The following is a 13003-nucleotide window of genomic DNA, read 5'->3' as shown; positions in this document are numbered from 1 at the left end:
GGAGTTCCGAACAGCGATGTCCACCCTGGAGATCAAGGACCTGCACGCGTCGGTCAGCACCGACGACGGTCCGAAGCCGATCCTGCGCGGTGTCGACCTGACCGTGAAGGCCGGCGAGACCCACGCGATCATGGGGCCGAACGGCTCCGGCAAGTCCACGCTCGCCTACGCGATCGCGGGCCACCCGAAGTACGAGATCACCTCGGGCGAGGTCCTGCTCGACGGCGAGAACGTGCTCGAGATGAGCGTCGACGAGCGGGCCCGGGCCGGCCTGTTCCTCGCCATGCAGTACCCCGTCGAGGTGCCCGGCGTCTCGATGGCGAACTTCCTGCGCTCGGCGGCCACCGCGATCCGCGGCGAGGCCCCGAAGCTGCGCACGTGGGTCAAGGAGGTCAAGGGCGCGATGTCCGACCTCGGGATCTCCGAGGAGTTCGCCGACCGCTCGGTGAACGAGGGCTTCTCCGGCGGCGAGAAGAAGCGCCACGAGGTGCTGCAGCTCGCCCTGCTGAACCCGAAGATCGCGATCCTCGACGAGACGGACTCCGGCCTGGACGTCGACGCGCTGCGGGTCGTGTCCGAGGGCGTCAACCGCTTCCGCTCGCCCGAGAACGGCGTCCTGCTGATCACGCACTACACGCGGATCCTGCAGCACATCACGCCGGACTTCGTGCACGTGTTCGCCGGCGGCCGGGTCGTCGAGTCGGGCGGCCCCGAGCTGGCCGACGACCTCGAGAAGAACGGCTACGAGCGGTTCGTCGCGCAGGTGGCGGCGTCGTGACCGCCGTCCAGGCCCCGAGCACGGGTCTGGACCTCGCCGCGATCCGCGACGACTTCCCGATCCTGTCGCGCACCGTCCGCGAGGGCCGCCCGCTGGTGTACCTGGACTCCGGGGCCACCTCGCAGCGGCCCCGCCAGGTGCTCGACGCCGAGCGGGCCTTCCTCGAGACGCACAACGCGGCCGTGCACCGCGGCGCGCACCAGCTCGCCGAGGAGGCGACGGACGACTACGAGGGCGCCCGCTCGCGGATCGCCGTGTTCGTCGGTGCCGAGCCCGAGGAGCTGGTGTTCACCAAGAACGCCACCGAGGCGATCAACCTCGTGGCGTACGCGATGAGCAACTCCTCGATCCGCACGGGGCTGGGCCCGGAGTCGGAGCGGTTCGCGGTCGGCCCGGGCGACGAGATCGTCGTCACCGAGCTGGAGCACCACGCCAACCTGGTGCCGTGGCAGGAGCTGTGCCGGCGCACCGGGGCGACCCTGCGCTGGTACTCGGTCACCGAGGACGGCCGCATCGACCTCGACTCGCTCGAGCTGACCGACCGCACCAAGGTCGTGGCCTTCGCCCACCAGTCCAACGTCCTGGGCTCGATCGCCCCGGTCGAGGAGCTGGTGCGGCGGGCGCGGGCCGTCGGGGCGCTCACCGTGCTCGACGCGTGCCAGTCGGTGCCGCACATGCCGGTCAACCTGACCGCGCTCGGCGTCGACTTCGCGGCGTTCTCCGGGCACAAGATGCTCGGCCCGTCCGGGGTCGGCGTGCTCTACGGCCGCACCGAGCTGCTCGACGCGATGCCGCCCTTCATCACGGGCGGCTCGATGATCGAGATGGTGCGGATGGAGGGCTCGACCTACGCCCCGCCGCCGCAGCGGTTCGAGGCCGGCGTGCCGATGACCTCGCAGGCCGTCGGCCTCGGCGCGGCCGTGGACTACCTGTCCGCGATCGGTATGGACCGGGTCTTCGCCCACGAGCGCGAGCTCACGAAGGTCGCCCTGGACACGCTCCGCGAGGTCGAGGGCGTGCGGATCATCGGGCCGGACTCGCTCGAGCAGCGGGGCGGCGCGGTGTCGTTCGTCGTCGACGGGGTGCACGCGCACGACGTCGGGCAGGTGCTCGACGACCGGGGCATCGCCGTGCGGGTCGGGCACCACTGCGCGTGGCCGCTGCACCGGCGCTTCGGAATCGCGGCGACCGTCCGGGCGTCCTTCCACGTGTACACCACGGCGGAGGAGGTGGCCCAGCTCGCCGACGGCGTGCGGGCCGCCCGGGAGTTCTTCGGGGTCTGAGGATGCAGCTCGAGCAGATGTACCAGGAAATCATCCTGGACCACTACCGCCAGCCCCACGGGGCCGGCCTGCGGGACCCGTTCGACGCGGAGACCCACCACGTCAACCCGACCTGCGGCGACGAGGTGACCCTGCGGGTCAAGCTCGACGGCGACGGCGAGCACCGCACCGTGCGGGACGTGTCCTACGAGTCGCTCGGCTGCTCGATCAGCCAGGCGTCGACGTCCGTGCTGACCGACCTGGTCGTCGGCAAGAGCGTCACGGAGGCGTTCCGGATCCTGGAGTCCTTCCAGGAGATGGCGCAGAGCCGCGGGAAGGTCCCGGGCGACGAGGAGATCATCGGGGACGGGATCGCGTTCGCCGGGGTCTCCAAGTACCCGGCGCGCGTCAAGTGCGCCCTGCTCGGCTGGATGGCGTTCAAGGACGCCGTCGCGCGGGTGAAGGAGGAGGCATGAGCGACAACACCACCGGGACGACGGACGAGGAGGTCGTCCGCGGCGCCGCCGGGATGCCGGAGCCGCCGGCCGCCCCGGCCGACGGCGAGGGCCCCTCGCTCGACGACATCGAGGAGGCCATGCGGGACGTCGTCGACCCCGAGCTCGGGATCAACGTCGTCGACCTCGGCCTGGTCTACGGCCTGAAGGTCGAGGACAACAAGGCGATCATCGACATGACCCTGACCTCGGCGGCCTGCCCGCTGACGGACGTGATCGAGGAGCAGGCCCGCTCCGCCCTCACCGGCGGCAGCACCGGCGGCCTGGTCGAGGACATCACGATCAACTGGGTCTGGATGCCGCCGTGGGGCCCGGAGAAGATCACCGAGGACGGCCGCGAGCAGCTGCGCGCCCTCGGCTTCCGCGTCTAGACACCGTCCGCGAGTCGGCACTTCCGGTACACCGAGTCGCACCTCCCGGGACATCCCGGGACGTGGGTTCGGCGGCCCGGGAGTGCCGACTCGCGCGTTCTCAGCCGCCGTCGTCGCGCTCGCGGAGCAGATAGGGCTGCAGGTGGCGGTAGCCCCGTACCTGCAGCGGCTTGAGCCGGCGCACGCGGAACCGCCCGTCGCCCTCGATCCCCCGTGCGACCTCGCGGTCGACCAGCACGGTGTCGGGGCGGGCGTGGGTGGTGAGCCGGGCGGCGATGTTGACCGGCTCGCCGTAGACGTCGCCGAAGCGCAGCAGGACGTCCCCGGCGGCGAGCCCGATCCGCAGCTGGGGGAGCGAGGGTTCGCGTCGCACCCGCTCGCGCAGCCGCAGGGCGAGCTGCGCGCCCGCGGCGGGCTCGTCGGTCACGAAGAGGACCTCGTCGCCGACCGTCTTGACCAGCCGCCCGTCGTTCTCGGTGATGACGTCCGTGGTGCTGGCCTCGAAGTGCTCGATCATCTCGGCGAGCTCGGCGGGGGAGCGCCGGCGGGTGGTGCGGGTGAAGCCGACCATGTCCGCGAACCCGACGGTGAGGGTGCGGGTCTCGGTCGCGGTGTCGGCGCCGGAGTCGTCCTGCATGCCGCCGACGACGAACCGCGACATCGTCGCGGCGAGGTGTCGCCGCCAGATGTAGACGTGCAGCAGCTCCAGCTTCGGCAGCAGCCCGGCGGTGAACTCGACGGCCTGCTCGGCCGAGACCTGCCCGGCGCGATCGGCCAGCATCCGGGCGAGCATCCCGATCTGCCACTCGGCCAGCCGCGACACGGACTGGGCGATCGCCCGCAGCATCGCCTCCCGGACGTCGGCGGGGATCGCCGCGGCCGCGGGGTCGCGGCCCAGCATCGACGCCGCCTGGACGTCCCGGTCGGTGAAGAACACCGAGTCGTCGGGCACCTCGGGGAAGCCGAGCGCCCGCCAGAGCCGCACGGCCTCCTCGTCCGCGATGCCGGCCAGCTCGACGACCTCGGCGCGGGTGTGCCGCCGGGGGCCGCCCAGGACGATCTCCTCGAGCGCCGTGACCAGCTCGGTGGACTCGTCGAGCCGCCGCCGCTCGCCGCGGTCCGCCGCCGCCAGGAACGCCTCGAGGTCCTGCAGCCAGCCCTCGCCCACGGGCCGGCTCAGGTGGTGTGCACGATCAGGACGTCGACGCCCGAGCGGCGCGCGACGTCGGACGGGACCGAGCCGAGGATGCGGCCGCTGAGGGTGTTGAGGCCCTTGTTGCCCACCACGAGCAGGTCGGCCTTGCGCTCCTGGACCGCCTTGCGCAGCACGTCGGCCGGGGCACCGTCCTCCGCGATCTTGGAGATCTTGTTGGCGCCGACCGCCGCCGCCCTGTCCTCCGCGGTGCGCAGGACCTCCTCGGCCGGCGACCAGCCGCGCACCTGGTAGGCCTCGTCGCCGAGTGCGTCCTCGGCCTCGAGGGTGTCCTCGCGGGAGGCCGGCGTGTAGGCCGAGACCAGCACGAGCTCGGCGTCCGAGTCGCGGGCCACGGCGGCCGCGCGCTCCACGGCGACGTACGAGGTCGCGGACCCGTCCGTGCCGACGACGACGGTGGTGTAGGCGGACATGTGCCCTCCGGGGATCGGTCACACGATGGTCCCGGCAGATTACCGGCGGGTAGTCCGCTGACCTGCATCGACTCGCGAGCGTCACCCGGTGGTGGCGGGCCGGGCCCGGGGCAGCAGCGCCGGGCCCACCAGCCGGGCGCGCAGCGGCCAGTCCGCGCGGGCCCACAACGCGCGCATCGCCGCGGCCGTCCCGGGCAGGTCGGCGCGGCCGGTGAGGTACGCCCACCGGTGGTGCGTCGGCAGGCCCAGGAACACCTCGAAGAAGGCCGGAACCTGCTGCGGCGGCATGCGGAGCAGCGCCTCGAGCCCGCGGTGGCGCAGCACGTGCACCATCCTCGCCTGCGCCGGCCACACCACGGATCGGGCCGCGCGTCGGGGCGACGGGCCGACCAGCGCCTCGGCCAGCTGCGGCGCCAGCCGCAGGGCCGTGGCCACCGAGAAACCCGTGGCCGGATGGACCAGCGCGCCCGCCGCGCCGAACGCGGGCCCGGGGGCGAGCGCGGCGCCGATCGGGCTCTCGACGGGGAACCGGACGCGCTCCTCCCCGGCGTCGGCGGGCGGCCGGACGCCGTGGTGGGCGAGGCGGGCGTGCAACCGCTCGCGGAGCTCGGGCAGGGGCAGCCCGGGCCGGCGGGCCAGCGAGGTCTCCTCGACCAGCACCCGGCCCCCGCCGAGCGGCACGGCGTAGAGGAAGGTCGGCCAGGCCCCGCCGGCCCGGCCGTGGTCCTGCCGCCAGTCCATGAACAGCGCCTCGCCGGGGGCGACCAGCGCAGCGGCCGAGGTCTCGTCCACGACCACCCCGTAGGCCGTCTGCTCGGCGGCGGGCCGGCGGCCGCGGGCGGACCGGTGCCCCGTGGCGTCGACGACCAGGCGTGCCGGGATGCGCCCCTCGGCGAGCCGGGCGAACCCCGGCTCGCTGCCCACCACTTTCGCCCGGTGCAGCGTCACGCCGGCCAGCCCGGCGTCGAGGTGGGCGCGCAGGGCCGCGGTGTCGAGCACTGTGTAGTCCCAGCCCAGCCGGTGCTCGGTCAGCGCGACGGCCCGGCCGGTCGCCCGCGCGGCGACCACGCCGGCCGGCAGGTCCGGGGGCAGCTCGCCGGACCAGGCCGCGTAGGTCGCGCGCCACGGGCGGTCCGGGGCCGGGTCGGCGAGGGCGGTGCGCAGGCCGATCCGCGCGCAGGCCGCCGCGAGCGCGCGCCCGGCCGGGCCGCCTCCGGCCACGAGCACGTCCACCGCCCCGGGACCGGCCGGTGCCGGCCGAGCCGACCCCGCCGGCCCTGTCGACCCCGTCGACCCCGCCGACCCCGCCGACCCCGACCGGGCCGCCGGCTCCCGCACGTTCAGCCGTTCCTCCCGGAGGCCAGGGCGCCGCCGTCGACCCGGACGGTCTCGCCGGTGATCCAGCCCGAGGCGTCCGACACCAGGAACCCGACGGCCGCGGCGACGTCCTCCGGCGTGCCGAGCCGCTTCAGCGGGTAGCCGTTCGCCACGCCCTCCTCGTCCCGCTCGTACAGCGCGGCCGCGAACCGTGTCTTGACGACGGCGGGCGCCACGGCGTTGACCCGGACGCCCGGGCCCAGCTGGCCGGCCAGCTCCCCGGTGAGCCGGATCAGCGCGGCCTTCGACGCCCCGTACGCCCCGATCACCCCGGTGGAGCGGATCCCGGCCATCGACGCGATGTTGACGACGGCGCCGCCGTGGTCGCGCATCCAGGCCCGGTACGCGAGCTGCACGAACGCCAGCGGGGCGACGACGTTCACGTCGAAGATCTTGGAGACGGCGTCGAGGTCGGCGTCGACCAGCGGGCCGTACTGCGGGTTGATGCCGGCGTTGTTCACCAGGATCGCGAGGTTGCCGAACTCCTCGACGGTCCGGGCGACGGCCTCCTCGCGGTGCGCGGGGTCGCCGGCGTTGCCCGCCACGGTGAGCACGCGGCCGGGGGCGCCGAGCCCGGCGGCCGCGGTCTCCAGATCGGGCTGCTTGCGGCCGGTGATCGTGACGGACGCGCCGCGGGCCAGCAGTTCCGCGGCGATGGCCAGCCCGATCCCGCGGCTCGCGCCCGTGACGAGCGCGGCCCGGCCGGCGAGATCGCCGGGGCGATCTCCGGTGACTTCGGTCATGGCGGTGACCCTACGGGGGAAAACGGGGTGCGCGGGCCGGTAGCCTGGTGGCGTGATCCTGATCGAGTAGGCGCCGCGCCGCGGCACCCGTGTGCCGCCAGGCCGCCCTTCTCGTTCCGACCCCGTACCGGAGTCCCTTCATGATCACCGCCACCGACCTCGAGCTGCGCGCCGGCTCCCGCATCCTGCTGTCCGGGGCCACCCTGCGCGTGCAGCCGGGGGACCGGATCGGCCTCGTCGGCCGCAACGGCGCCGGCAAGACCACCTCCATGCGCGTCCTGGCGGGAGAGGGCGAGCCCTACGGCGGCGCCGTCTCCAGCAACTCGCCCGTCGGCTACCTGCCGCAGGACCCCCGTGAGGGCGACCTCTCCGTCACCGCCAAGGACCGGGTGCTGTCGGCCCGCGGCCTGGACGAGCTGCTGCGCAAGCTGGAGAAGGTCCAGACCAGGATGGCCGAGCTCGTCGACGGCCCGGAGAACGAGAAGGCCGTCCGCGAGTACGGGCGGCTGGAGGAGCGCTTCGCCGCCCTCGGCGGGTACGCCGCCGAGAGCGAGGCCGCCCGGATCTGCACCAACCTCGGCCTGCCCGAGCGGGTGCTGAACCAGCAGATCGCCACGCTCTCCGGTGGCCAGCGCCGCCGCGTCGAGCTCGCCCGCATCCTGTTCGCCGCGTCGGACGGCGGTTCGCAGAGCGCCACCACGCTGCTGCTCGACGAGCCGACCAACCACCTCGACGCCGACTCGATCACCTGGCTGCGCGGGTTCCTGCAGGCCCACGAGGGCGGGCTCGTGGTGATCAGCCACGACACGGACCTGCTGGCCGCCGTCGTGAACAAGGTGTGGTTCCTGGACGCGACCCGCGGCGAGGTCGACCAGTACAACATGAACTGGAAGCGCTACCTCGAGGCGCGCGCCACGGACGAGAAGCGCCGTCGCCGGGAGCGGGCCAACGCCGAGAAGAAGGCCTCCGCGCTGCACGCCCAGGCCGCGAAGATGGGCGCCAAGGCCACCAAGGCCGTCGCCGCCAAGAACATGGCGCGCCGGGCGGACGAGCTGCTGGCCGGGCTGGAGCCCGAGCGGCAGGCGGACCGGGTGGCGAAGATCCGCTTCCCCACGCCGGCGCCGTGCGGGCGCACCCCGCTCACCGCGGAGAACCTGTCCAAGGCCTACGGGTCGCTGGAGGTGTTCACCGGCGTCGACCTGGCCGTCGACCGCGGCACCAAGGTCGTGGTGCTGGGGCTCAACGGCGCGGGCAAGACCACACTGCTGCGGCTGCTGGCCGGCACCGAGCAGTCGGACTCCGGCGAGGTCGTCCCCGGGCACGGGCTGCGCACCGGGTACTTCGCGCAGGAGCACGACACGCTCGACATGGACGCCAGCGTCTGGGAGAACATCCGGCACGCCTCGCCGGACGCCCCGGAGCAGCAGCTGCGCACGGTCCTGGGGTCGTTCATGTTCTCCGGCGAGCAGCTGGAGCAGCTGGCGGGCACGCTGTCCGGCGGCGAGCGGACCCGGCTCGCGATGGCGGGGCTGGTGTCCAGCGCGGCCAACGTCCTGCTGCTCGACGAGCCCACCAACAACCTCGACCCGGCGAGCCGCGAGCAGGTGCTCGACGCGCTGCGCCGCTTCGAGGGGGCCGTCGTGCTGGTCACGCACGATCCCGGGGCCGTCGAGGCACTCGAACCCGACAAGGTGATCGTGCTTCCGGACGGTACCGAGGACCACTGGTCCGCGGACTACCTGGAACTCGTCCAGCTGGCGTAGGAGACACGCCCGTGACGCGGAGGTGACCTCCGCGTGACCTCCGACCTCCCCGCGATCACCCGTCCGCGTGATCCGAACGGGCGAACCGTTCACCGATCATGCGGGATGTTGCGCTGGCCACATCCCGACAGAAGGATCATCATGGCTCGCACCGACGAGCCGATCGGCGGCTCCGGTCCGCGGGCGGGGGTCCGCGGTGGGGCAGAGGAGGTCAAGTGTCGTGGCCGACCTGAAGAAGGGCGCCCGGATCACGGGCACCCAGCGGGACAAACTCGCCACCGATCTGAAGAAGAAGTACGAGAAGGGCGCCAGCATCCGCGCCCTGGCCGAGCAGACCGGGCGCAGCTACGGATTCGTGCACCGGGTGCTCAGCGAGACCGGGGTGACGCTCCGTGGCCGGGGCGGGGCGACCCGCACCAAGAAGAAGTAGCACCGCAGCACGACCCAGGACGTCACCGAACAGCCACACCACGTCACGCGCGCCCGCCACCGTTCGCAGCGCGACGGCGGCGGGTCGGCGCGCGAGCACCCGGGCCGGGGCGCATCATGGAACCGTCACGACGCGAATCGGGCGCTCGGAATGCATTGCGGAACCACAGTGCGCGCGATGAGCACGGAAATTCGCATTATGGTTCCGTGATGCAGTCCGGGTGAGGTGTGTGGACAGGCCTTTCACGATCATGCGCGGGATGACGCGCGCGGCCGACGCGCCGCGCTCCGTCGCCAAGGGCACGATCCCGCGGATCTGGGCGTTCGCCCGCCCCTACCGTCTCTGGCTGCTGGCCTTCCTGCTGCTCACGACCTGTACGGCCGTGATCGGCGTCCTGACCCCGATCCTCGCGGGGCGGGTCGTCAACGCCATCGTCGCGGGTGGGTCCGGCGCCGCGCGGAGCGTCGTCACGCTCGCCCTGGCCATCGCCGCGCTCGCCGTGGGCGAGGCCCTGATCGGGCTCGCCGCCCGCTGGTTCTCCGCACGGATCGGCGAGGGTCTGATCGTCGACCTGCGCACCGCGGTGTTCACGCACGTCCAGCGGATGCCCGTCGCCTTCTTCACCCGTACCCGCACCGGCGCGCTGGTCAGCCGGCTGAACAACGACGTCATCGGCGCCCAGTCGGCGATCACGACCACGCTCGCGAGCGTGCTGTCCAACGTCATCCAGCTGACCCTGGCGCTCGCCGTGATGATCGGCCTGGCGTGGCAGGTCACCGTGCTCGCCCTGCTCCTGCTGCCGATCTTCGTGCTGCCCGCCCGGCGGATGGGCCGGCGGATCGCCGACCTGCGGCGGGACTCGGCGGACCTCAACGCCGCGATGAGCACGCAGATGACCGAGCGGTTCTCCGCGGCGGGCGCCACGCTGGTCAAGCTGTTCGGGCGGCCGAAGGAGGAGGCCCGGGAGTTCGGCGAGCGCGCCGAGCGGGTCCGCGACATCGGCGTCCGGACGGCGATGGTCTCCCGGGTGTTCGTCACCTCCCTGTCGCTGGTCTCGGCCCTGGCGCAGGCGCTGGTCTACGGCCTCGGCGGCTGGCTGGCCGTCACCGGGCGGATCGAGCCGGGCACCGTCGTCACCCTGGCCCTGCTGCTCACCCGCCTCTACACGCCGATGACCGCGCTGGCCAACGCCCGCGTGGACGTCATGACCGCGCTCGTCGCGTTCGAGCGGGTCTTCGAGGTGCTCGACCTGCAGCCGATGATCACCGAACGGCTGGGGGCCCGGGCCCTCCCACCGGGGCCGGTGTCGGTGCGGTTCCGGGACGTGCACTTCTCCTACCCGACGGCCGAGCAGGTCTCGCTCGCCTCGCTCGAGGACGTCGCCGTGCTGGACCGACGGGCGCCGGGGGAGGTGCTGCACGGCATCGACCTCGACGTGCCGGCGGGATCGCTCCTGGCACTGGTCGGGCCGTCGGGAGCCGGGAAGTCGACGATCGCCTCGCTGCTCCCACGGCTCTACGACGTCGACTCCGGGGCCGTCGAGCTCTCCGGCGTCGACGTCCGGGACCTGAGCTTCGAGGCCCTGCGCGGCGCCGTCGGCGTCGTGACCCAGGACGGGCACCTGTTCCACGACAGCATCGCCGCCAACCTGCGCTACGCGCGGCCGGGGGCGACGGACGACGAGCTGCGCGAGGCCCTGCGCCGCGCCCGCCTCGGCGACCTGCTCGACCAGCTGCCCGACGGGCTGGAGACGGTCGTGGGGGAGCGCGGCTACCGGCTCTCCGGCGGCGAGCGGCAGCGGCTGACGATCGCGCGGCTGCTGCTGGCCCGGCCCCCGGTCGTCGTGCTGGACGAGGCCACGGCGCACCTCGACTCGGAGTCGGAGGCCGCCGTGCAGGACGCCCTGGCCGAGGCGCTGGCGGGCCGCACCGCGATCGTCATCGCGCACCGGCTCTCCACCGTCCGCGCCGCGGACCGGATCGCCGTCGTCGAGGCCGGGCGGGTCACCGAGCAGGGCACGCACGCCGAGCTGCTCGCCACGGAGGGGCGTTACGCCGCGCTGCATCGCACCCAGTTCGCCGACCCGGACGCGTCCGTCGACGCGCAGTGCCTCGTGCCGGGCTGCACCCACACGCACGAGGAGGGGGATCTGCCTCTCATGCGCTGACGGCGGGACGGGAATGGTTGTACCGTGCTAACGGTTGTGCCGTCGCAACCACTGTCCCGTTCGCTGCCCCTGGAGATCCCGTGCCCGAGCTCGACCGCAGGCGGCGCCTGCTGGTCCTGGTGATCTGCTGTTCCAGCCTGTTCGTGGTCAGCATGGACGCGACCATCGTCAACCTGGCGCTGCCGGCGATCCAGACCGATCTGTCGGCCTCCGTGACCTCGCTGCAGTGGACCATCGACGCGTACACGCTCACCCTGGCGAGCCTGCTCATGCTGGCCGGGTCGACGGCGGACAGGGTGGGGCGCAAGCGGGTCTTCCGGATCGGGCTGGTGCTGTTCGGCCTCGGGTCGCTGCTGTGCAGCGTGGCGCCGTCGGCCGGCGCGCTCGTCGCGTTCCGGGTGGTGCAGGCGCTCGGCGGCGCGATGCTCAACCCCGTCGCGATGTCGATCATCGTCAACGTCTTCACGGACCCCCGCGAGCGGGCCCGTGCCATCGGGGTGTGGGGCAGCGTCGTCGGGCTGAGCATGGCCCTCGGCCCGGTCATCGGCGGCGCGCTCGTCGGCGCCGTCGGTTGGCGGTCGGTGTTCTGGGTCAACGTTCCGGTCGTCGTGGTGGCCGTCGTGCTGGCGACCCGGATCGTGCCGGAGTCCCGGGCGCCGCGGCCGCGGCGGCTCGACCCGGTCGGCCAGGTGCTGATCGCGGTGCTGCTGGGCGGTGCGACGTTCGCGATCATCGAGGGCCCGGCGCAGGGCTGGACCTCGCGGTGGGTCCTCGGGTGCGCGATCGCCGCGGTGGCGGCGCTGGTGGCGCTGCTGCCCTGGGAGCGCCGGCGCCGGGAGCCGCTGCTCGATCCGCGGTTCTTCCGCAGCGTCCCCTTCGCCGGGGCCACGGTGATCGCGGTGTGCGCCTTCGCCAGCCTCGCCGGTTTCCTCTTCGTCAACGCGCTCTACCTGCAGACCGCCCGCGGGTTCTCGCCGCTGCACGCCGGGCTGCTCACGCTGCCGATGGCCGCGATGGCCGCGGCCCTGCCGAGCGTCGCGGGCCGGCTGGTCGGCTCCCGCGGCGCCCGGATCCCGCTGGTCGTCGGCGGGGCCGGGATCCTGCTGTCCGGGGTGGTGCTGCTGGGCCTGCGCACGGACTCGTCCCTCTGGGTGCCGATCACGGCCTACGTGCTGTTCGGCATCGGCTTCGGCATGATCAACCCGCCGATCACGAACACGGCCGTCTCCGGGATGCCCGCCGCGCAGGCCGGGGTGGCCTCCGCGGTGGCGTCGACCAGCCGGCAGGTCGGCACCGCCCTCGGGGTCGCGGTGATCGGGTCGGCAGTCACGGCCTCGGTCGTCGGGCCGCTGCCGACGGGCCTGGCCGCGGCCACCCACGTCGGCTGGGCGGTGCAGATCGGCTGCGGGCTCGTCGTGCTGGTCCTCGGCGTGGTCACGACCAGCAGCTGGGCCGCGCGGACGGCCGAACTGTTCGCCACGCCCGACGCGCCGGCCCCGGCGGGTGTGCGGTGAGTCCGTCCCTCGACCGGCCCCTCCACCCGGTGCGGGCGCCGGGCCCGGCCGATCCCGCGATCCGCGCCTGGGGCCGCATGCGGGCGCTGGTCGTGGACCAGCACGACCGGCGACGAGAGGCGTGCGAGGCCGTCGGGCTGAGCTTCGTGCGGGTCAAGGCGCTGCTCGAGGTGGCGCGCGAGCCCGGGACGCTCTCCGACCTGGCCGACCGGCTGTCGGTCGACCGGCCCTACGCCACCGTCGTGGTCGACGAGCTGCAGAGGCGGGGCCTGGTCCGCCGCGAGCATCACCCCGACGACCGGCGCTGCAAGATCGTCAGCGCCACGGCGGAGGGGGAGCGGGCCGCCGCCACCGCACGGGCGATCCTCGGCGACCCGCCCCCGGCCCTGCGCGCCCTCCCGCCCGAGGACCTCGCCCACCTCGACCGGATCCTCGCCTCCCTCTGACCCCGCGAGTC

13 protein-coding genes are annotated in these 13003 nt (G+C 73.7%); 9 read left to right on the top strand and 4 right to left on the bottom strand.

What is annotated here, in order from left to right; all coding sequences use genetic code 11:
• Nucleotides 1–16 precede the first annotated feature (16 nt).
• From sufC to ABD990_RS05665, 4 genes are read left to right on the top strand one after another with little or no spacing between them, the layout of a single operon-like run.
• Complete coding sequence (sufC, locus tag ABD990_RS05680) at nucleotides 17–778, top strand: Fe-S cluster assembly ATPase SufC (protein ID WP_345378814.1); 762 nt, start codon at nucleotides 17–19, stop codon at nucleotides 776–778.
• Nucleotides 775–2061 (top strand): cysteine desulfurase, encoded by a 1287-nt coding sequence (locus ABD990_RS05675; protein WP_345378812.1) that lies wholly within the window; start codon nucleotides 775–777, stop codon nucleotides 2059–2061. Before sufC ends, ABD990_RS05675 begins: the two co-directional genes overlap by 4 nt.
• 2 nt (nucleotides 2062–2063) lie before the next feature.
• A complete protein-coding gene (gene sufU, locus ABD990_RS05670) occupies nucleotides 2064–2516 on the top strand; it encodes a Fe-S cluster assembly sulfur transfer protein SufU (RefSeq protein ID WP_345378811.1) in 453 nt (150 codons plus the stop codon).
• The gene (locus ABD990_RS05665; protein WP_345378809.1) at nucleotides 2513–2926 is read left to right on the top strand and encodes a metal-sulfur cluster assembly factor; all 414 of its coding nucleotides are present in this window, start codon (nucleotides 2513–2515) and stop codon (nucleotides 2924–2926) included. Before sufU ends, ABD990_RS05665 begins: the two co-directional genes overlap by 4 nt.
• A 100-nt stretch (nucleotides 2927–3026) precedes the next feature.
• Here the strand turns inward: ABD990_RS05665 and ABD990_RS05660 are convergent, their stop codons facing one another.
• From ABD990_RS05660 to ABD990_RS05645, 4 genes are all read right to left on the bottom strand, one after another.
• Complete coding sequence (locus ABD990_RS05660; RefSeq protein WP_345378808.1) at nucleotides 3027–4094, bottom strand: adenylate/guanylate cyclase domain-containing protein; 1068 nt, start codon at nucleotides 4092–4094, stop codon at nucleotides 3027–3029.
• An 8-nt stretch (nucleotides 4095–4102) separates the two neighbouring features.
• Nucleotides 4103–4552 (bottom strand): universal stress protein, encoded by a 450-nt coding sequence (locus tag ABD990_RS05655; RefSeq protein WP_345378806.1) that lies wholly within the window; start codon nucleotides 4550–4552, stop codon nucleotides 4103–4105.
• An 81-nt stretch (nucleotides 4553–4633) separates the two neighbouring features.
• Entirely contained in the window at nucleotides 4634–5779 is a 1146-nt protein-coding gene (locus ABD990_RS05650; protein ID WP_345378805.1) for a lycopene cyclase family protein, read from the bottom strand.
• Between the two features lie 113 nt (nucleotides 5780–5892).
• Nucleotides 5893–6672, bottom strand: a complete 780-nt coding sequence (locus ABD990_RS05645; RefSeq protein WP_345378804.1) for an SDR family oxidoreductase — start codon at nucleotides 6670–6672, stop codon at nucleotides 5893–5895.
• A 140-nt stretch (nucleotides 6673–6812) separates the two neighbouring features.
• Between ABD990_RS05645 and ABD990_RS05640 the strand changes: the two genes are divergently transcribed.
• The 5 genes from ABD990_RS05640 (at nucleotide 6813) to ABD990_RS05620 (ending at nucleotide 12992) form a co-directional block, all read left to right on the top strand.
• Nucleotides 6813–8435 carry an ABC-F family ATP-binding cassette domain-containing protein gene (locus ABD990_RS05640; protein WP_345378803.1) on the top strand — a complete coding sequence of 541 codons (1623 nt, stop codon included), beginning with the start codon at nucleotides 6813–6815 and terminating at the stop codon, nucleotides 8433–8435.
• 220 nt (nucleotides 8436–8655) lie between these two features.
• Nucleotides 8656–8865, top strand: a complete 210-nt coding sequence (locus ABD990_RS05635; protein ID WP_028932228.1) for a helix-turn-helix domain-containing protein — start codon at nucleotides 8656–8658, stop codon at nucleotides 8863–8865.
• Nucleotides 8866–9115: 250 nt separating this feature from the next.
• Entirely contained in the window at nucleotides 9116–11032 is a 1917-nt protein-coding gene (locus ABD990_RS05630; RefSeq protein ID WP_345379045.1) for an ABC transporter ATP-binding protein, read from the top strand.
• Nucleotides 11033–11112: 80 nt separating this feature from the next.
• On the top strand, nucleotides 11113–12546 hold the full coding sequence (locus tag ABD990_RS05625; protein WP_345378802.1) for an MFS transporter: 1434 nt from the start codon (nucleotides 11113–11115) through the stop codon (nucleotides 12544–12546).
• A complete protein-coding gene (locus ABD990_RS05620; protein ID WP_345378801.1) occupies nucleotides 12543–12992 on the top strand; it encodes a MarR family winged helix-turn-helix transcriptional regulator in 450 nt (149 codons plus the stop codon). Before ABD990_RS05625 ends, ABD990_RS05620 begins: the two co-directional genes overlap by 4 nt.
• Nucleotides 12993–13003 lie beyond the last annotated feature (11 nt).

It is taken from the genome of Pseudonocardia yuanmonensis, from assembly GCF_039542425.1.
Classification (GTDB): domain Bacteria; phylum Actinomycetota; class Actinomycetes; order Mycobacteriales; family Pseudonocardiaceae; genus Pseudonocardia; species Pseudonocardia yuanmonensis.
The sequence above is the reverse complement of the archived record's forward strand: the minus strand, read 5'-3'. Positions and strand labels throughout refer to the sequence as shown.